The organism is Actinoallomurus sp. NPDC050550, assembly GCF_040655075.1.
GTDB lineage: Bacteria > Actinomycetota > Actinomycetes > Streptosporangiales > Streptosporangiaceae > Actinoallomurus.
Genome location: NZ_JBFAJC010000097.1, coordinates 1 through 18,852, shown reverse-complemented (window position 1 = coordinate 18,852; position 18,852 = coordinate 1). Strand labels below are relative to the sequence as shown.

The window sequence follows — 18,852 nt, the reverse complement described above, 5'->3', positions numbered from 1 at the left end:
GGACTGCCCGTTACACGACCACTGATCGACCGCCGCACCAGAAGCACTCGTATTGCCGTAGACATCCAGACACAGACCGTTATTGCCGACCACCAGCTGCTGATAACCGCCTGGGAAACTCCCACCGCCGCCACCGGACCCGTACCCGGCAGCCGTGATGCTCGCCTGCACCGCATTCTCGGTCGCGTCGGAAGGATAGCCGTTGGTGACGGCGCCCTCGAAGAACTCGCCCTGGCCACTGTTGCTGTTGTCACCGCCGGTGCCGAGCAGGATCGAGCTGTCCACGCGCATCGGTGAATAGCCGTTGGGAAGCGCCCCCGAATACGGTGTCGTCAGCCCGCCGTTGCCGGCGTTGCCATATTTCAGCGTGAAATTGCTGGTGCCGTTGTTCTTCTCCCAGGCGCTGACGAACGGGAAGTGCACCCCGGAGTTGTTCGGATCCTTATTTGAGCCGGTGCCGGTGTGGTACATGCCGTTCTCCAGGTCGGCCTCCACCCACGGGCCGCTGCCGACGCACCCGCCGAACCAGCAGGCGGTGCCCCACTCGATCGCGTTCATGGTCGCGTTGCCGGTGTCGGTGTGGGAGTTCTCGCCACTGCCGTAGTCGAAACAGCACCACTGGTTCACGTAGTTCGACGAGGTCACCATGTAGATGCCTGCCGGCTGGGAGCCCGTGGGCACGCCTTTGGCGTGGTCGACCCGGTAACCGGTGCCCGGGGTGTTCTTGATCCCGTACGCGGGGTGACCGCCCACTGTCACCGGCAGTGCCATCGCGTCCGCCCCGATGTCGGCGCCGTTGGGCCCGGGTCCCTTCCACAAGCCGCCCCAGGAGATCGGCAGATCATTGTGGTTGGCGGTCTGGTCGTAGATCTTCGTGATCGTGCACGAGGTGCCGGCACAGAACGACACCTGCGGGGCGGCATCGGCAATCCCGCCGGCCGACAGCAGGCCGATGTCGAGGTACTTCTGGTCGGACTTGCGCTGGATCTGGTAGAGGGGACCGTTGTAGGACGCGAACAGGGCACGGGTCGTACTGTGCGCCGTCGCACACGGCGTGCCGCCCGCGGCGTAGAGGTCGCACGGGAGCGAGGCCGCCGCAGCGGCGCTGACCGCCGCCTGCCCGCCGAGGACGAGCACGGCCGCCGCCATGGCCAGCAGGCAGGCGACCGCCAGCCGCACCGCCCGAGGTAGGCCCTTTGAAACTGGATTCACGAAGACCTCCGTCATTGGGACTGCGGCTCAACGACGCGGACGCGTCAAGCCGGGAACGAAGTGCTGATCGATAACGGCTGCGTTTTCGGGCGGCCACGGACCCTGTCGCCCTGACGGAAGTCAGGGCCGGCGGGAGACGTCGCTTCGCTGTCAGCAGGCTTTGGTCTGGGTGAGCAGGCCCAGCTTCCACGGCAGTTGTGAGTACGGCAGGCCGGTGCTGCTCGGGTCGACGCCCTGGTAGAAGAACTGCAGGTGGCAGGGGTCGATCTCGAGGTTCTGGTCGTATCCGGTGCGGATCAGCTCGCCGTGGCTGATGTGATCGGTCCACTGCCCGGCTGGGAACGTGGTGTTGGCGAGGCCCGCGAACGGGTTGGTGCCCGAGGTCAGGTACGGCGTCCACGAACCGGCCAGGCTGTTCGACGTCCAGGCCCGGTAGATCCGCCTGCCGCTCGAGTCGAAACCCTCCACGAGCATCAGGTAGGTGTTCGATCCCTTGACCTTGTACACCGCGGTGCCCTCGAACACGTTGCCGGCGTTGTCGTCGTGCAGCACCACCGTCGTGTTGCCGAATCCGTTCGGAAAGTTCGCCAGCGTGGTCTGGGACCGGAAGATGTCACCGGCGTCGTCGGCGCCGAACAGATAGCAGTTCGCGGTGTCGCAGATGACGAAGAAGTCCAGCCAGCCGTGCCCGCGCTGGGTCACCACGGGCGGGTCACCGGCGAAGAAGTCTGTGGGTGTGCTCCACGTCTGCGGCTTGGCCGGATCGTCGGTGGTGGAGTACGCGGGCGGGCCCTGCTGGAAGACCAGGAACCATTTTTTCTTCGGAGCGAAGTAGAACAGCTGCGGCGCGGCCATGTACCGGTTGCCGATATTCGGGTTGTCGCTCAGGTAGTACTGCGGCGCCGTCGCGGCCTGGGAGAAGTCGGAGAAGTGCGTGTACTCGACGCTCCAGGCACCGGAGGTGTCCGCGGTCGTGGCGTACACCAGCCATTGCCCGTTGTGGCGCACGATGCTCGGGTCCTTCACCGAGACGATGTCGTGCCCGGACGCGGGCTTGGCGCGCATGAGCGGACCTCGGTCCGACCAGTGAAGGCTCGACGGGAGTCCCCCGGCCCTGGGCGTCGGGGAGGTCATCGTCCCGCCGGCGCAGGTGACGCCGTCCATCGCAGAACTGGTCGGCACGGGGTTACTGCCGCCGCCCTGCCACTGACCGGTGATCGAGTAGGTCCCCGCGCATCCGGAGGCCGCCTGCGCCGGCATGATCGCCACCGCGCCGGCGGACGCGGCGACGGCCAGCGGCACGGCCGCCGAGAGGAGCCGACGGACCCAAGATCGTCGCATTGTCTCTCCCACTTCGTCGTCTCGCTTGCTGCAGATGGCGACACGGCGGATCCGGCCATCCGGCGGGTGGGCGGCGACCGGCTCCCACGACTTTCGAATCGATTCGAAACTCGCCCGGATATTACGATCGCAGGCCGGGGGGGTCAATGTCCGGCCACAGGCCGCCGACGCACGGGCCCCGTTCCCCCTGCTCGGGGAGCCATACAAGGCGGCCGACCGTCCGATCGCCTTTCACGGGCTTTCAAAGCGGCGGACTCCTGGCTCTCGGATCGCTCCGGCTCCCGAAAAGCGGCAAGGCGCCGGCCGATCGCGACGCTACCGCCCACAATGCACGTCCGGCCGCATTGCTCGCCAACAAGCCGGTGGATGACTACAATCCGTGGAATATCGACGAAACGATTCGACTGATTGTTGTGATCCCGTCGAACAGGTCGGCCGGTCGGCGACCCGCTCCGGTCGCTCCGACGCCGCGAAGGAGCTCGATGAACATCGGCGAGATCGCCCGCCGCGCCGGAGTGTCGCGCAGCACCGTGTCGTATGCGCTCAGCGGCAAGCGTGCGGTGTCGGAGGTGACCCGGCAGCGCATCCAGGCGGTCATCGACGAGCTGGGCTACCGCCCGAACGCCACCGCGCGGGCACTGAGGGAGGGCCGTAATCGCACGCTCGGGCTGGTCGTCCCGCCGGCCCGAGGGCGGCTGAACCTCATGCAGCTGGAGTTCGTCGCCAGCGTCATGGAGGCCGCCGATCGTGCCGATCTGGACGTGCTGCTGTCGTCTTCCGGCGGCGACCACGACCGTTCCTTCGAACGGATCGTCGACGGGCGCCGCGTGGACGGTGTCATCCTCATGGAGATCCGCCTGGACGATCCTCGCGTCAGGCGGTTGAAGGCCTTGCGGCTGCCGTTCGTGACCATCGGCCGCACCGCCCGGCCGCAGGGGATGTGTTGGATCGACGTCGACTACGCCACGCTGGTCGGCCGATGCGTGAACCATCTGGCCGACCTCGGGCATCGCCACATCGCGCTGATCAACCGCTCCACCGAGCTCGTCGCCTCCGGCTACGGCCCCGCGCACCGGGCCCGCGAGGGCTTCGCCGACGCCGTCGCCCGCCACGGCATCGGAGGGATGGAGTTCTGCTGCGCCGACGACGCGTCGGCCGGCGAGACGTGCGTCCAGGAGATCCTGCGCGCCCACCCCGAGGTCACTGCGGTCGTGACGGTCAACGAGGCTGCGCTGCCCGGCGTCCAGCGAGCTCTCGAGGATGCCGAGCTGAACATCCCGGCCCGCTTCTCCATCGCCGGCGTCGCCGCGCGCTTCTGGGCCGAGCAGTTCCGTCCCCAGCTCACCGCGGCCGACCTGCCCGCGGTGGACATGGGTGCGACCGCCGTCGACTTCCTCGTCGAACGCATCGCCGAGCCGGACGGGCCGCCCAGGCAGCACCTGTTCGTTCCGCCGATCTCGCTGCGCAACAGCACCGGTCCGGCGCCCGCAGCGCACTGAACTTCGAGACGCCACACATTTTCCGCGTTGGGCAGGGATGCCGTTCAGTCCGCCCGGCAGTCGACCAGGACCTTCATCACACCCATGCCGGCATCGAGCGCGTCGAAGGCCTGCACGGCCCGTTCGAGCGGTTCGATCCGGGAGATCAGCGTCCCGGCAGGGACGTCCCCGTCGGCGATCAGGCCCACGGCCGTCTCGAAGTCCGCCCGATCGTAGAGGCAGGCGCCGACGAGAGTGAGCTCGCGCGATATCAAACGGGGCAGGCTGACCTCCCGTGGAGCCGGGTGCGCGGCCACCTGCACCATGCGACCGCGGACGGCCAGCACGTCCACCGCGGTGGCGACACCGGCCGCGAGGCCGGAGACCTCGAAGGCCACCGCGGCGCCCGCGCCGGCGGTCCACTCCCCGACCACCAGGGCGAGGCGGTCGCCGTTCGGGTCGATCGTGCGCAGGCCGTGGTCTTCGGCGACGGACGTGCGGTGCGGGTCGGCCTCCACCAGCAGCACGTCGGCTCCGGTCCGGCGGGCGACGATCGCGACGAGCAGCCCGGTCGGGCCGCCGCCGACCACGATCGCCTTCTCCCCCGGCCGCAGGCCCGCACGCCGTACGGCGTGCACGGCCACGGCGGTGGGCTCGGCGAGGGCGGCGTGGTCGAGGCGCGCCTCGAGCGGGAGCCGGACCAGTGCGGAGGCGGGCACCGTCCAGCTGTTCTGCATGCATCCGGGCGCGTCAATGCCGAAGAAGATCAGCCGGTGGCAGAGGTGCGGGTGACCCGCCCGGCAGGCCGGGCAGCCGCCGCACCTGATCAACGGCATGACGGTGACCTGGTCGCCCGGCCACCATTCGCGGACGTCGGGCCCGACCTGTGCGATCCGGCCGGACATCTCGTGTCCGATCACGCGGGGCGGATCCACCCGGCTGTCCATGTCGCCGTGGAAGATGCGCAGGTCGATGCCGCAGATCCCGGTGTAGGCCACATCGACGCGGACGTGGTCGGCCGGCAACGACGTGGGCTCGGCGGTGCCGAGCGTCAGGCGCCGAGGCCCGGCATAGGCGACGCGCCGCCGGCGAGCCGGGCCTGTCATCGCGGATCCTCCCTGGGTGACGGGTCATCGACGACCGGCGCGCCGAACGGGGTGCGGTACGACGGCGGGCGCGTGCGCAGGTCGAGCCGCAGCGTCAGACGGACGCAGGTCGAGCGGGGCAGTTCCACGAGGAGCCAGGGGCCTCCGGCACGCGTCTCGGTGGACGTCACCACGGGCCGGCCGTGCCCGTAGTCGTACAGGTCGCCGATCCAGGACGGGTCGCTGCAGACGGTGTGGCGCACCGTGCGAATCGTGTGCTCGGCGAACGCTCCGGCCTGGACGATGACGCGGCGCGTGGCCTGCGGATCGAGGTTGACCAGGTCGACGATGGTCGCGTCCGGGTCGATGGCGGAGACGAGGGCCGCCACCGACGGCGGCAGACCGGGGCGGCGAGCGTCCGCGTCGTAGTGGCGCACGCGCGCCTGCTGCAGCCCGCCGTTGTAGATGACCTGCGGGCCGCCCCAGGTCAGCTGGACCAGCGCCTCGGTCACGACGGGGTTGGACTGCTGCCAGAGGTGGATGTCGGCCTCCGGCACCTCCCGGCCGCGGTACCGCTCCATGCGGGTCAGGCGATGCCGCACCTGGGCCTGGGCGGCGGCGAGGATCCGTTCCGGGTAGCCGGGGTCGTCGCCGGCGAGGAAGGCGAACCAGGGCTCCTCGTGCCCGGCCTCCTCCTTACTGCGGAACGACCGCACGGTCCGCCAGTCGTACCCGCAGGCCGCGCGCAGCCGCTCGATGCGTTCCCGGTCGGAGGCGGAGGCGGAGTGGTGCCACAGCGCGGCGGGCACCCCCATCAGCATCGGGTTGTGGTCGAACCACCCCTTGTCGCCGTACCGGAACGGCACGTGCAGGGTCGGGGTGTGCACGTCCTCCGCCAGCTGCACGGTCCATTTCGACCGGATGCTGGAGTCGGCCTCGGTGAAGGCCATGACCTTGCCGTGCGCGATGATCTCGTCCAGCGCCGGGCGTACGAGATCGAGGAAGGAGTCGTCGCCGGTGGCGGCGGCGCCTGCCAGGGCCGCGACCATCGCGGCATGTCCGACGCTGTACCAGCCGTGCGGCCAGGACCAGCCGTAATGCCCGCCGTACCAGCGGCCCTCCAGCAGGCCGCCGACCGTGCCGTCGGGGGCGACGTTGTCGGGGATGACACCGCCGTTGGCGGCCGCGCGTTCGCGCCAGGCGCCGACGTACTCGGCGATCCAGTCTCGGTAGCGCGGCTCGCCGGACAGCATCCAGGCGTTGAGGACGAGCCCGGAGGCGGCGAGGTTGACCGCGGTGTCGCCCGTGCCCATGCGGCGGCGCATCTCCTCGCCGAGCCGCGGGTCGCGGTCGCGCTCCGGTTCGCCGGCGCCGGGCGGCACCACCCAGTCGAGCGGGAAGCCGTACATCGCGGCCTCCTGAGGCAGCCAGGGGTAGCCCGCGCCGTCGAAGAGCCCCTCCCGCCGCGGGTCGCTCCCGTTGTGCGGGCGCCGGATGACGCGGTGCTCGGGGTCGTAGTTGCCGTGCGCCGGGTCGGCGTACAGGTCGGCGAACCGCAGCGCCCGTTCCGCCCAGCGATCTGGCGCGGCCATGCACAGGAAGTAGAGCAGCAGCAGGCTCTCGCCCTGGTGGAACCAGTCGTAGCCCCGCTCGTACTCCTCGTGCAGCATCCCCAGCTCGGTGAGCTGCCGGGTCACGCCGTGCCAGTGATGCTCGGACGCGGCGAGCAGGTCGTCGGCCCCGCCCAGCAGGTACAGCTGCGGCCAGTTGAAGAACGTCTCGTAGAAGTCGTCCACGCCGTCCCGCGACGTGAGCCGACCGTTGTAGAGCAGCCGCCCGTCCGGTCCGGTGAAGTCGCGGGCGAAGCGACGCCAGGCGTGGTCGAGCAGGTCGAACAGCCCGCGCTGCTCGATCGCCCAGCCCGGCGGTTCGAGCACCGGTACCGAGGCCGTGATGACGGGGAGCATCCGGGATCCTCCAATCCAGAGCGCGGCCGCACCCGACGGGGAGTACGAGCCGTATGCCGCCGCGCCGGTCGGGTCAGTCCTTCGTCGCACCGGCGAGCATTCCGGCGACCAGGAAGCGCTGGGAGAAGACGAAGATGGCGAGCACGGGCGTGATCGCCAGCAGTGTCGCCAGGGCGAGCTCGGGCCGCTCGACCGCGAGCGTGCCGGCGGTCGGGTTGAACTGGGGGACGTTGTCGAGCAGCGTTCCGAGACCGACCTGAACGGGGAACTGGCGGCTCTCGGGCAGCAGAACGTAGGGCAGGAAGTAGTTGGTCCAGTTGGCGACGAAGCCGAAGAATCCGACCAGCGCGATGACCGGCGCGGCCAGCGGCAGGGCGATGCGCCGGAACGCGCCGAACTCCGAGCAGCCGTCGAGCTTCGCGGCGGCCAGCAGCTCCCTGGGCAATGCGGTGCTGAAGTAGATGTAGGTCAGGTACACGCCGAAGGGATAGAACGAGTACGGCAGCACGATCGACCACATCGAGCCGACCAGGTGCACCGCGTTGATCTCGAGGAAGAGCGGCACCACCAGCGTCGCGTTCGGCATCAGCATCACGACGAGGGTGGCCAGGAGGAGGGTGCGCCGGCCGCGGAACTCGGTCATCGCGAGGGCGTAGCCGGCCGGGATCGTCACGGCCAGCGTGATCGCGAGGGCGAGGAACGAGTACAGCGCCGAGTTCCGCAGCCACAGGAAGATGGCGTCGTCCTGGTAGGCCGTCAGCCTGTCCCAGTTGTGGCGCAGCGCCGACCAGGACCCGAAGGACAGCGGGTTGCCGTGCACGAGCTGCGCGTCGGTCTTGGTGGCGGCCAGTGCCAGCCAGAGCACCGGGACGAAGAAGAACAGCAGGAACGCGACGAGCACGAGGGCGCGCAGCGGGTTCGGCGGCCGCCGGCGGGCGGCGCTGCGCGGCCGTCTCCGGCCCGCCGCCTCCCCTGCGGCGCCACGGGTGGACACGGTGGGACGCCGCCGGGTGTCAGTCGGCATCGAAGAACCCCGATCGGGCGACGAACAGGCCCGCGACCACGAGCCCGACCACCAGCAGCTCGACCGAGACGGCCGCGGCGGTGTTCACGTTGTTGTTCTGGAAGGCGAAGTCGTAGGAGAGCTGGTTCGGTGAGTAGTCCCGGCCGGCGACGCCGTTGCTCGCCTGCGACAGCAGTTGCGGCTCGACGAACAACTGCGTGCCGACGGCGAAGGCGAGGATCACCATGTAGACGATCCATTTGCGCAGCAGTGGGATCTGGATGCGGCGGGCGATCTGCCAGGGCCCGGCCCCGTCGATCCGCGCCGCCTCCAGAACGTCGGTGGAGATGGTGTTCAGCGCGCCGTACATGACGACGATCCAGCCGCCCGCGCCGGTCCAGAACGCGATGATGGCGAGCAGGACGGGCAGGTGTCCGGGCGCGATGACCTGGGGGAAGGTGCCGAGGCCGAAGGCGCGCAGCAGGAAGCCGGCCGGGCTCACCGCCGGATCGAGCATGAACAGCCAGACCATCACGCTCGCCGCCCCGGCCAGCGCCCCGGGGATGTAGTACAGGAACCGCAGCGTCCTGTCGGCGACGCGCGCGGTGAGGCCGTGCAGCAGCAGTGCGAGCCCGACCACCAGCACGACAAGCGCGACGAGCCAGAAGAGCAGGTACAGCGCCACGTGGCCGATCGCCGGGACGAACCGGAAGTCGGCCGCCGCGGAGGTGAAGTTCGCCAGGCCCGCGAAGCGACCCGTCGCGTCGGTGAAGGCGAAGTCGATCGCGTAGACCGTCGGGACGACGCCGAACGCGATCAGCAGCACGACGTACGGGGCGACGAAGGCGTGGCCGGCCCGGCCAGGCCACCACGCGCGTCGTGCGCGCGGTGCGCCGGCCCGGCCGCCGACGGTGGTGGAGGGTGTACTCACGGGCCGACCTTGTACCCGTCGGCCCGCGCGTAGTTCGCGACGGCGGTCTTCCAGGCTGGGAGCAGCGAGACGATGGTCTTGCCGGCGGTCATGCCCGGGGTGACGGTGGCCGCCCAGATCGCCTCCTGGCTGAACTGGCCGTAGCCCCAGCCGGACCACACCTGGCCGGCCGCGGCCTGGAGAGGCCCGGAGATGTCGTTCGCGTAATAGTGGGACGAGGCCTGGTTCGTCAGCCACGTCCTGGCCGCGGGCGCGTACGCCGGATATCCGGGGGCGACCTTCCCCTGGTAGTCGTCCGCGGTTGTCACCCAGGTGAGGAAGTCGGTGGCGGCCTTGATGTGGGCGCTGTGCGCCGACAGCAGCCAGGTGCCGCCGCCGACGTTGCCCACGGTGAGGTTAGGATCGCCGGACCACTGGGGCATCGGGGCGGCCGCGATCTGGCCGGCCGGGGTCTTGAACGTTCCTTGGAAGAGCGCGCCGCCGAACCATGCCGGGCCGGGCAGCGTCAGGACCTTGCCGGCCTGGTTCTTGTCGAAGTCAGAGCTGAACACGCTGCTCATCGTCATGGTGTGGGTCTTGACCAGGGTGTCCAGCAGCGACGCCATGCGGGTGCAGTTCGCGCTGGTGGTGTCGACGGTGATCGACCGGGGGCCGGTGATCTGGTTGGCGCCGCACTTGCCGGCCCACATGTAGATCTCCGGGGTGAAGCTGTCGCCCGCCGAGCCGACCAGGTAGCCGGGGTGCTGGGCGGCGACCTTCTGGCCCAGCGCCTCGAAGTCCTCCCATGTCCTGGGGACCTCGTAGCCCCACTTCTTCATGAGCGGGGCGTTGTACCAGAGCACCGTCTGGGACAGGTCGTTGCGCAGGCAGTACAGCGTGCCGCTCACCGTGCACGGGGCATTGGCGCCCTTCGCCCATCCGGAGAGGGTCGACTGCGGGATCAGGCCCTTGTCCAGCGGGGCGGTGAAGCCCGCCTGCACCGCCCAGGAGGCCTCGTTGTTCTGCGTGCTGAAGACGACGTCCGGCCAGCCCTTGCGGGTCCGGTTGAACAGGCTCACCTTGGTCTGCAGGTAGTTCGAGCCGTTGGCGTCCCCGTCGTAGGTGACGATGTCCATCTTCACCGTGGGGTGTTGCTTCTGGTACAGCTGCGCGGCCGCGAGTCGCGTCGAGTCGACCCACACCGTCAGCGGACCGGCGGTCTGTGGCGCCTCACGGAATCCGCCCTGGGCGCCGCCGGTGGTGCCACCGGACCCGCTGCCGCAGGCCGCGGCGGCCGCCAGGACGAATGCGCTGCCGATGGCCACGAATGCGGCGCGCCGTCGGCCCCTGCCCGATGTCCTCGCGCCGTCGGCGCGGACCTTCACTGTCATGAGCTGCTCCACTGACGTACTGGCGCCCGCTGGTCGGATCTTGAAGGCGACGGCAGGCGATATGTGTCCGACTCATCTGGGAGCCCCCGCATGACCGAGGTGGTCCGCACGGCCACCACGATCACCCCCTTATCACGGCAAACCGGGCGGTTCATCGTGGCCCCCATGAGAGCGCTCACGTACTCCGGCAGTCAAGAGGATGAGCATGCCTATTTTTCGAGCACGTTACGACGAGAAGACGATCGGAGCCTTGTGACCTGCTGATCCCCGCGACCCTCAGGATCAGACGAGATAATGAGTCATACTTATCGACCGCTCTAGTGCGGATGATATGTATGCTCCCCGTAGTGGTGCGGAGATGGGTCATACTCTCGGTGTGGACCGCGACGAAGGAGGCAGTCCGGTGGACGGCACGCCCATATCGGCGCCGGCCGATGGGTCCGCGCGGGAACAGGACGGCGTGCACCGAGCCGGCGCGTACCGGCCCCGCTACGAGCTGGTGGCAGAACAGATTCTCGAGCTCATCGCCGAGCTACGGCTGCGCCCCGGTGACCGCATGCCCACCGAGAACGAACTCGCCGCGCGGCTCGGTACCGGCCGGACGGTCGTGCGCGAGGCCCTCAAGATCCTCTCCGCGATCGGCCGGGTACGCGTGCAGAAAGGCCGCGGACTCTACGTGGCCGACGACGAGGGCATGCTCGGCTCGTCGCGCTGGGAGGGTTTCTTCCTGCCGACGGACCTCGACCACGTGTACATGCTGTTCGAGTTCCGCCGGGTACAGGAGACCGCGGCCAGCCGGTTGGCCGCGACCCGGGCCACCCCCGCCGAGCTGCGCGCCATCGAGACCGCCGACGAGACCTGCCGCGAAGGCCACGCGACCGGGCAGTCCGCGCTGTTCGACCGCGGCGACGACGACTTCCACCTCGGCATCGCCACCGCCTCGCACAACCCGTTCCTCGTCGCGGCGGTCCGCGAGGCCCGCCGCCTGCAACGCCAATCCAGTGCCATCGGGCTGCACGGCACGGTCGGCGGCCACGCGGAAGAGGCGGTCGAGGAACACGCCGCGATCTACCAGGCGATCCGCGACGGCGACCCGGACGCGGCCGCCCGCGCCGCCGCCGTCCACCTGGACAACACGCTCGAGGACTACCGGCGGGAGATCCAGCGCCGCGTCTTCGGCTGATTCCCGCCTTGAGCGACAGTCCAGTGACCCGCGGCTGACCGGATCGGCCTTATCGCTTCTCGCGGCACCGCGGTCACAAGGCCGGGCTGCACGGAAGTGCGCGTGTCCGCGAACCACGCGAAGGTACAGGCCCGGCCGCGCACCCCGTCGGCGACCTCCCGCTCGGCGCGAAACCCGACGCTGCGCGTCGACGAATCGATTCGAAAGATCCCATGAAAGGGCATTGACCCACTCGATCACCGGTCATAACATCCGCTCGAACCTGATGCTTGCGAATCGATTCGACAGAGATTCATCACCGGCCGCCATCAGCAATGCCGTCCCTGTTCCGAGAGGCATCCCGCCATGTCTTCTTCACTTCCGTTCGGCCGCCGCAGGCCTGCGGCCGCGGCCAGAGCCGCCGCCGTCGGACTGGCCGCGGCATTCGCCCTCATCTCCCCAGCGGCTCCCGCCTCGGCGGCCACCACGACGATCTATGCCTCACCCTCGGGTAGCGGCAGCGCCTGTACCTCCGCACAGCCGTGTTCGCTGGCGGGCGCGCAGGCGGAGGTGCGGTCGATGAACGGCGGGATGTCCGGCGACATCGTGGTGCAGCTCGCCGACGGCGTCTACCGGCAGGCCGCGCCGCTGCGGTTCACCGCCGCCGACTCCGGCACGAACGGCCACACGGTCAGCTGGCAGGCCGCCCCGTCGGCCCATCCGGTGATCACCGGGGCGACGGCGGTGACCGGGTGGAGTCTGGCCGACTCGTCCAAGAACATCTGGAAGGCGAACGTGGGGACCGGGTTCGACACCCGGCAGCTCTACGTCGACGGCGTGCCGGCCATCAGGGCCCGTGCCCAGGTGAACCGCTCCGACTTCACCTCCAACAGCAGCGGCCTGCACTTCTCCAACAGCGCCCTGGGATACCTGAACAACCTGGCGAACCAGAACCGCGTCGAGGTCGAGGCCATCGGTTCTTGGACCGACCGGTACGTAACCGTGCAGAGCATCGGCGGTAACCAGATCACGATGCAGCAGCCGGCCTGGAACAACAACACCTTCGGGTGGGACACGTTCACCAATCCGTTCCGCGCGGGCCCGCTGTACGTGGAGAACGCCTACGAGTTCCTCGACTCACCCGGCGAGTGGTATCTCAACACCGGCACCGGCACCCTCTACTACATTCCGCGGTCCGGGCAGAACATGAGCAGCGCCGACGTGGAGTTGCCGAGGCTGCAGTCACTGCTGGACGTCGGCGGCACCTACGACGCCCCCGCCCACGACGTCTCCTTCTCCGGCATCACCTTCACCGGGACGAGCTGGCTGGGGCCGTCCAGCAACCAGGGCTTCGCGGACCAGCAGACCGGTGGCTACCTCGCCGGGAACTGGTCATGGCCGGCGTTCGGATCGTGTAACTCGGGCTGCACCGCGTTCGAGTCCGCCCGGCCGCACTGGAGCCAGATGCCGGGCGCGGTGCAGGTCTCGGCCGCCAACCACATCGCCTTCAGCGGCGACCAGTTCGTCGACCTGGGCCAGATCGCGATGGGCATCGGCAACGACGCCAACGCCCACGCCAGCGGCGTCGGCCTAGGCGCCAGCTCCATCACCGTTACCAAGTCGACCTTCAGCGGTGACGCGGCCGGCGCCATCCTGGCCGGCGGCGTGCAGGCCGACGCGCACCACCCCAGCGACTCGCGGATGATCAACCGGGACCTCACGATCAGCTACAACACGGTGCACGACGTCGGCATCGATTACCGCGACAGCAGTTCGTTCCTGCCCACGTACGTCACCAACGCCACGATCTCCCACAACGAGGTCTACAACATGCCGTACTCCGGCATCTCGGACGGATTCGGCTGGGGTGCCAACGACGCCGGCGGCAGCAACGACTACGCGAACCGCGGCCTGTACAACTACCAGCCGCGCTACAGCACCGCCACGACCGCGTCGAACAACCAGATCACCGACAACTACGTGCACGACGTCATGCAGCAGATGAACGATGGCGGATGCATCTACGGACTGTCGGCGAACCCGAACGGGCGCATCAGCGGCAACTACTGCCTGCGAACCAACGGCTACTTCGGCCTGTACTTCGATGAGGGCTCACGGTACTTCACCGCCACGGGCAACGTGTTCTCCTCCATCGGTGGCGTCTGGGCCACGATGAACGCCAACGCCAACAACAACACCGGCACGCTCACTCTGACCAACAACTGGTACAGCAACGGCGGCACCAACATCAACAACGGCGACCGCGGAAACACGGCCTACGGCAACACCCAGGTCAGCAACGGTGCCTGGCCCTCGGGCGCCCAGTCCGTGATCTCGAACGCGGGCACGGGCTCCCCGTCCGGTGGCGGTGGGGACACCGGAGTCCTGCGCGGTGTCGGCTCCGGCCGCTGCCTGGACGTGCCGGGCGCAAGCCAGACCGATGGCACCTACGTGCAAATCTGGGACTGCAACGGCCAGGCGAACCAGCAGTGGACGCTGACCTCGAGCGGACAGCTGACCGTGTCCGGCGGATCCGAGTGCCTTGACGTGCCGAACCGCGCAACCGCCGCAGGCACCCGGGTGGAGATCTGGTCCTGCAACGGCGGCACCAACCAGCAATGGCGGTTGAACTCCGACGGCACCGTCGTCGCCACCGAGTCCGGGCTGTGCCTCGACGTCACCGGCAAGGGCACCGCGAACGGCACCGCCGTGGAGATCTGGACCTGCAACGGCGGCACCAACCAGCAATGGACTCGAAGCTGATCGCCGAAGTCCCCAACCACACCCCCGAAAGGGACGAATCCTCATGTCAGGAATCAGTCGATTGCTCTGGCGGCTAAGAGTCTCAATGATCGTGGTCGTCGGCGTCGTCCTGGCCGCGAGCGGCGTCGTGGGCGCCGCGACGACGCCGGCCCGAGCGGCCACCTCGATCACCGTCAACGGCGCGTCGGGCGGCCGTACGTTCGACGGCGTCGGCGCGGTCAGCGGCGGGGGCGGCAACAGTCGGCTGCTGATCGACTATCCCGAGCCGCAACGCGGCCAGATCCTGGACTACCTGTTCAAGCCCGGCTACGGCGCCTCCCTGCAGATCCTGAAGGCGGAGATCGGCGGCGACACCAACTCCACCAGCGGCGCCGAGCCGAGCCACTCCCACTTCCGCGGCGACGTGAACTGCGACCGCGGCTACGAGTGGTGGATCATGGAGCAGGCCAAGGCGCGCAATCCCAACATCAAGCTGGTCGGGCTGGCCTGGGGCGCGCCGGGGTGGATCGGGGGCGGCACGTTCCTGTCCACCGACATGATCAACTATCTGGTGTCGTGGCTGGGCTGCGCCAAACAGCACAACCTGTCGATCGACTACCTCACCGCCGCCCAGAACGAGAAACTCTGGGACGTCAACTGGACGATCAACCTCCGGAACGCCCTGAACTCGGCCGGCTACTCGAACGTCAAGCTCATCGTCGGTGACCAGTACCCGGGCGCCTGGGTCGGGGCCGACCAGGTCGCGAGCAACGCCACCTTCCGGAACGACGTCGACGTGCTGAGCGGGCACTACCCCTGCGGGTACCTCAGCGCGCAGAGCTCGTGCTCGGTGCCGTCGAACTTCATCAACTCCGGCAAGGTGCTGTGGTCGAGCGAGAACGGATCGCAGGACTACAACGGGGGCGCCGCACCGCTGGCCCGGGGCGTCAACCGGTCCTACATCGACGGGAAGATGACCGCCTACCTCAACTGGGACCTGATCGCCTCGGTCACGCCGAACATCCCGTGGCCGACCGTGGGGTTGATCCTGGCGAACCAGCCGTGGTCGGGGCACTACGCGGTCGGCAAGGACACGTGGGCGCTGGCGCACACCACCCAGTTCACCGCGCCGGGGTGGAAGTACCTCGACTCCTCCAGTGGTTACCTCGGCGGGAACCGGAACAACGGCAGCTATGTGTCGCTGAAGTCGACGAACAACACCGACTACAGCACGATCATCGAGACGATGGACGCCACGAGCGCCCAGACCCTGAACTTCAGCGTCACCGGCGGCCTGTCCACCGGCCAGGTGCACGTGTGGGCGACCAACCTCAACTCCGGCAACCAGGCCGACTACTTCGTGCACTCCGCCGACATCACCCCGTCCGGCGGAAACTACTCCCTGACCGTCCAGCCCGGCTACCTCTACACCGTCACGACCACGACCGGTCAGGGCAAGGGCACCGCCGCCGGCCCGCCCCAGGGATCGCTCAACCTCCCGTACAGCGACGACTTCGACTCCTCCACCGCCGGCCACGAGGCGAAGTACCTCATGGACATGCAGGGCGCGTTCGAGGCGAGCGCCTGCGGCGGCGGCCGTTCCGGCATGTGCGTCCGCCAGGCGAGTACGCAGGCCGCGATCGGATGGAAGCCGATCTCCGACCCGTACGCGCTACTGGGCAACACCAACTGGAACAACTACACCGTCTCCTCCGACGTGCTGCTGGAGAAGTCCGGGTACGCCGAGGTCATCGGCCGCGCCGGCTCACAGAGCACCGGCGACCCGAACGGGCTGAACGCCTACTACCTGCGAGTCAGCGACACCGGCGCCTGGTCGATCCTGTCCTCCAACACCAGCGCACAGTGGACGACGTTGCGCAGCGGCACGATCTCCGCGCTCGGCACGAACCGGTGGCACACCCTCGCAATCGGCTTCTCCGGCGGCACCATCACCGCCACCGTCGACGGCACCGCCGTCGGCTCGGTGAACGACTCGACCTACGGAGCCGGCCAGGTCGGCCTGGCAACCAGCCAGGGCGAGACCGCCCAGTTCGACAACCTCAAGATCACCCCCGGCTCGGGCGGCGGTACGGGCGGGTCGACGTCCACGCTGGTCAACGCCGCCTCCGACCGGTGCCTGGACGTCCCGAACGTCTCCCAGAACAACGGCACCCAGGTCGAGCTGTGGGACTGCAACGGCGGGACCAACCAGCAGTGGACGTCCACCTCGTCGAAGCAGTTGCAGGTGTACGGCTCCAAGTGCCTGGACGCCGAGGGCGCCGGCACGTCCGCGGGCACCCGGGTGCTCATCTGGGACTGCAACGGCGGTTCCAACCAGCAGTGGAATTTGAACGCCGATGGCACGATCACCGGCGTGCAGTCCGGCCTGTGTCTGAGCCCGAACGGCTCCGGAACCGCCAACGGCACCCTGATGGTCCTCGGGACCTGTAACGGCGCGAGCAATCAGAAGTGGACCCAGAACTGAGGCCGTAGCCCGCGTTCACGACAGTCGCTCTTTGACCGCGCCGGCCGGACGCGCGGAGACGTCCGGCCGGCGCTCTCCTCGGTGGGTCATAAGGCGGTCGCGTCAACGACGTGAATCCCCCGCGCGCATAGCGGAGGGCAGCAGGTCATCCCGATACCCCCGCAGCCCAGCGGCAGACCCGATTCATCTCACCCGCGGTGCCGATTGATGCTCGCCCGCACGATGAGCCCTCATCGTTGCGACGTTCACGTGTCGTCGACAGAGCGTGGCCCGGACCGACTCGCGGTGCCGGTCCGGGCCACGGTCTCAGATGTCATGGCGACGGATACGCCGCCCGTCATCTCCTGCTGTCACGCGCTCGGTCGACCGGGGCGGCCTGGCCGCCCCGGTGGCCAACTCGTCATCCGAGGGTCCATTGCTGGTTGCTGCCGCCGTTGCAGGACCACAGCTCGACCAAGGCGCCGTTCGCGCTCGACGCGCCGCTCACGTCCAGGCACAGACCGGACTGCACGCCGGTGATAGTGCCGTTCGCGGTGACCTGCCACTGCTGGTTGGTGCCGCCGTTGCACGGCCAGATCTCGACCTTCGTGCCCGCCGACGTCTGCTTGTTGTAGGCATCGAGGCACATGGTCGTGCCGCCGCTGTTGACGGTGAGCTCGTTCGAGGCGGTACGCGTCCAGATCTGGTTGCTCGCTCCGGCGCACGTCCAGACCTGCAGCTGGGTGCCCGCCGTGGTGCTGGAGTTCGGAACGTCGAGACATTTGCCCGCGCCGACCGCGTGCAGCTCGCCGCTGTCGGTACCACCTCCACCGCCGGGTGAGCCGCCGAGAGCGGCGACGGTGGCGTTGTAGGCGGGTTTGGGCTGGTAGTTGGAGTCGTACATGGTGGCCGCGCCGTATCCGGGGAAGGTGCCGGGAATCCACGAATGTCCGTCATCGACACCCCATTGGGAGACGCCGACGCAGCGGGAGACGGTCAGGCAGTCCTTGACCACGGTGCCGTAGTCCGTGGCCTGCTGCGCCAAGGCGGAGCCGGACGCCGGCAGCTGGATACGGTCGTCGAGCTCGGTGACCGCGACGTCCAGCCCCAGAGCGGCGAACCGCTGCATGTTGGCCAGCAGCGAGGAGGGGACCTGCCCGACGATGAAGTGGCTTTCGAGTCCGATGCCGTCAAGTGGCACGCCCTGGGACAGCAGCGACTGCGCCAGGTTGTACATCCCGTTGCTCTTGGCGTTCTCGCCCTCGATGTTGTAGTCGTTCAGGTACAGCTTGGCGTTCGGGTCGGCGGCGTGCGCGGTGCGCAGCGCGTCGGCGATGTACCCGCTGCCCATTGCGTTGTAGAACACATCTGCGCGTAGGCTGCCGTCCTCGTTGAACGGCTCGTTGACGACATCCCAGGCGTACAGTTTGCCCTTGTAGTGCGTGGCCTCCGTGGTGATGTGCGACTCCATCACCGACTTGACCTGGCTGGAGGGCAGGCTGGAAACCCAGCCCGGTAGCTGCGAGTGCCAGACCAGGTTGTGTCCGCGCACCCGCATGCCGTGCGACTGGGCGAAGTTCAGGATCTGGTCGCCGGGCCCGAAGTTGTAGGACCCGTTCGACGGTTCGGTCGTGTCCCACTTCATCTCGTTGCCCGGGGTCACCATGTCGAACTGCGCCGTCGCGACACTCATCTCGCCGCTGATGCCCAGATCTCCGGCCGTCAGCGCGGTACCGAAGTACCGCCCGTTCGTCTCGGCCAAACCCTTCAGCGTCGTCGCCGCCCGCGCCGGCACAGCGACGCCGAACGCCATCACGATCGCCACCACCGCGATGGCCACCAAGGCGGCTCGGCCGCCGAGCCGGGCACCCCCGTGTCTGTACGTGCTTTCACTCACGGTCACATTCGACCTCCATTCCGAATGAGAATCTCCCTCCGCTCACTGCGCGGAGTCGTACTCCGGTGGGCGGGCGCGACCTCGCGTCGGCGGCCGCCCACCGGCGAACGGGGGATCCGGGTCAGGCCGGGTCGTCAGCGGGGAGTGAAGTCCTGGTTGGAACCGGCCGCGTTCTTGCACGGCCACTGATCCAGCTGCTG

12 protein-coding genes are annotated in these 18,852 nt (G+C 68.7%); 4 read left to right on the top strand and 8 right to left on the bottom strand.

Features of this window, described 5'->3' with window-relative positions:
• Both AB0I04_RS53215 and AB0I04_RS53210 read right to left on the bottom strand, forming a co-directional pair.
• The coding region (locus AB0I04_RS53215; RefSeq protein WP_360904061.1) for an arabinofuranosidase catalytic domain-containing protein at window positions 1-1,212 on the bottom strand (1,212 nt) is incomplete at its 3' end.
• Window positions 1,213-1,362: 150 nt separating this feature from the next.
• A complete protein-coding gene (locus AB0I04_RS53210) occupies window positions 1,363-2,553 on the bottom strand; it encodes a non-reducing end alpha-L-arabinofuranosidase family hydrolase (protein ID WP_360904058.1) in 1,191 nt (396 codons plus the stop codon).
• Between the two features lie 482 nt (window positions 2,554-3,035).
• On the opposite strand from AB0I04_RS53210, the gene AB0I04_RS53205 reads away from it, so the two are divergent.
• Window positions 3,036-4,052, top strand: coding sequence for a LacI family DNA-binding transcriptional regulator (locus tag AB0I04_RS53205; protein ID WP_360904055.1), 1,017 nt, complete (start codon window positions 3,036-3,038; stop codon window positions 4,050-4,052).
• Window positions 4,053-4,096: 44 nt separating this feature from the next.
• Here the strand turns inward: AB0I04_RS53205 and AB0I04_RS53200 are convergent, their stop codons facing one another.
• From AB0I04_RS53200 to AB0I04_RS53180, 5 genes are all read right to left on the bottom strand, one after another.
• Window positions 4,097-5,137 (bottom strand): alcohol dehydrogenase catalytic domain-containing protein, encoded by a 1,041-nt coding sequence (locus tag AB0I04_RS53200; protein WP_360904052.1) that lies wholly within the window; start codon window positions 5,135-5,137, stop codon window positions 4,097-4,099.
• On the bottom strand, window positions 5,134-7,083 hold the full coding sequence (locus AB0I04_RS53195; protein ID WP_360904049.1) for a hypothetical protein: 1,950 nt from the start codon (window positions 7,081-7,083) through the stop codon (window positions 5,134-5,136). Before AB0I04_RS53195 ends, AB0I04_RS53200 begins: the two co-directional genes overlap by 4 nt.
• A gap of 73 nt (window positions 7,084-7,156) precedes the next feature.
• Window positions 7,157-8,107 carry a carbohydrate ABC transporter permease gene (locus AB0I04_RS53190; protein ID WP_360904046.1) on the bottom strand — a complete coding sequence of 317 codons (951 nt, stop codon included), beginning with the start codon at window positions 8,105-8,107 and terminating at the stop codon, window positions 7,157-7,159.
• Window positions 8,097-9,017 (bottom strand): sugar ABC transporter permease, encoded by a 921-nt coding sequence (locus AB0I04_RS53185; protein WP_360904043.1) that lies wholly within the window; start codon window positions 9,015-9,017, stop codon window positions 8,097-8,099. The genes AB0I04_RS53190 and AB0I04_RS53185 overlap by 11 nt, the downstream gene beginning before the upstream one ends.
• Window positions 9,014-10,387: an ABC transporter substrate-binding protein gene (locus AB0I04_RS53180; protein WP_360904040.1), complete on the bottom strand. Its 1,374-nt coding sequence runs from the start codon at window positions 10,385-10,387 to the stop codon at window positions 9,014-9,016. The genes AB0I04_RS53185 and AB0I04_RS53180 overlap by 4 nt, the downstream gene beginning before the upstream one ends.
• A gap of 376 nt (window positions 10,388-10,763) precedes the next feature.
• Between AB0I04_RS53180 and AB0I04_RS53175 the strand changes: the two genes are divergently transcribed.
• The 3 genes from AB0I04_RS53175 (at window position 10,764) to AB0I04_RS53165 (ending at window position 16,776) form a co-directional block, all read left to right on the top strand.
• Window positions 10,764-11,570: a FadR/GntR family transcriptional regulator gene (locus tag AB0I04_RS53175; protein ID WP_360904037.1), complete on the top strand. Its 807-nt coding sequence runs from the start codon at window positions 10,764-10,766 to the stop codon at window positions 11,568-11,570.
• Window positions 11,571-11,915: 345 nt separating this feature from the next.
• A complete protein-coding gene (locus AB0I04_RS53170; RefSeq protein ID WP_360904034.1) occupies window positions 11,916-14,312 on the top strand; it encodes a ricin-type beta-trefoil lectin domain protein in 2,397 nt (798 codons plus the stop codon).
• Window positions 14,313-14,397: 85 nt separating this feature from the next.
• Window positions 14,398-16,776, top strand: a complete 2,379-nt coding sequence (locus AB0I04_RS53165; protein WP_360904031.1) for a ricin-type beta-trefoil lectin domain protein — start codon at window positions 14,398-14,400, stop codon at window positions 16,774-16,776.
• Between the two features lie 400 nt (window positions 16,777-17,176).
• Here the strand turns inward: AB0I04_RS53165 and AB0I04_RS53160 are convergent, their stop codons facing one another.
• Window positions 17,177-18,652 (bottom strand): endo-1,4-beta-xylanase, encoded by a 1,476-nt coding sequence (locus AB0I04_RS53160; RefSeq protein WP_360904028.1) that lies wholly within the window; start codon window positions 18,650-18,652, stop codon window positions 17,177-17,179.
• Window positions 18,653-18,852 lie beyond the last annotated feature (200 nt).

What these genes read in the sequence shown, in the direction of transcription:
- AB0I04_RS53210 (WP_360904058.1), bottom strand. Translation starts at nt 2,553, where the DNA reads ATGCGACGATCTTGGGTCCGTCGGCTCCTCTCGGCGGCCGTGCCGCTG.
- AB0I04_RS53205 (WP_360904055.1), top strand. Translation starts at nt 3,036, where the DNA reads ATGAACATCGGCGAGATCGCCCGCCGCGCCGGAGTGTCGCGCAGCACC.
- AB0I04_RS53200 (WP_360904052.1), bottom strand. Translation starts at nt 5,137, where the DNA reads ATGACAGGCCCGGCTCGCCGGCGGCGCGTCGCCTATGCCGGGCCTCGG.
- AB0I04_RS53195 (WP_360904049.1), bottom strand. Translation starts at nt 7,083, where the DNA reads ATGCTCCCCGTCATCACGGCCTCGGTACCGGTGCTCGAACCGCCGGGC.
- AB0I04_RS53190 (WP_360904046.1), bottom strand. Translation starts at nt 8,107, where the DNA reads ATGCCGACTGACACCCGGCGGCGTCCCACCGTGTCCACCCGTGGCGCC.
- AB0I04_RS53180 (WP_360904040.1), bottom strand. Translation starts at nt 10,387, where the DNA reads ATGACAGTGAAGGTCCGCGCCGACGGCGCGAGGACATCGGGCAGGGGC.
- AB0I04_RS53170 (WP_360904034.1), top strand. Translation starts at nt 11,916, where the DNA reads ATGTCTTCTTCACTTCCGTTCGGCCGCCGCAGGCCTGCGGCCGCGGCC.
- AB0I04_RS53165 (WP_360904031.1), top strand. Translation starts at nt 14,398, where the DNA reads ATGATCGTGGTCGTCGGCGTCGTCCTGGCCGCGAGCGGCGTCGTGGGC.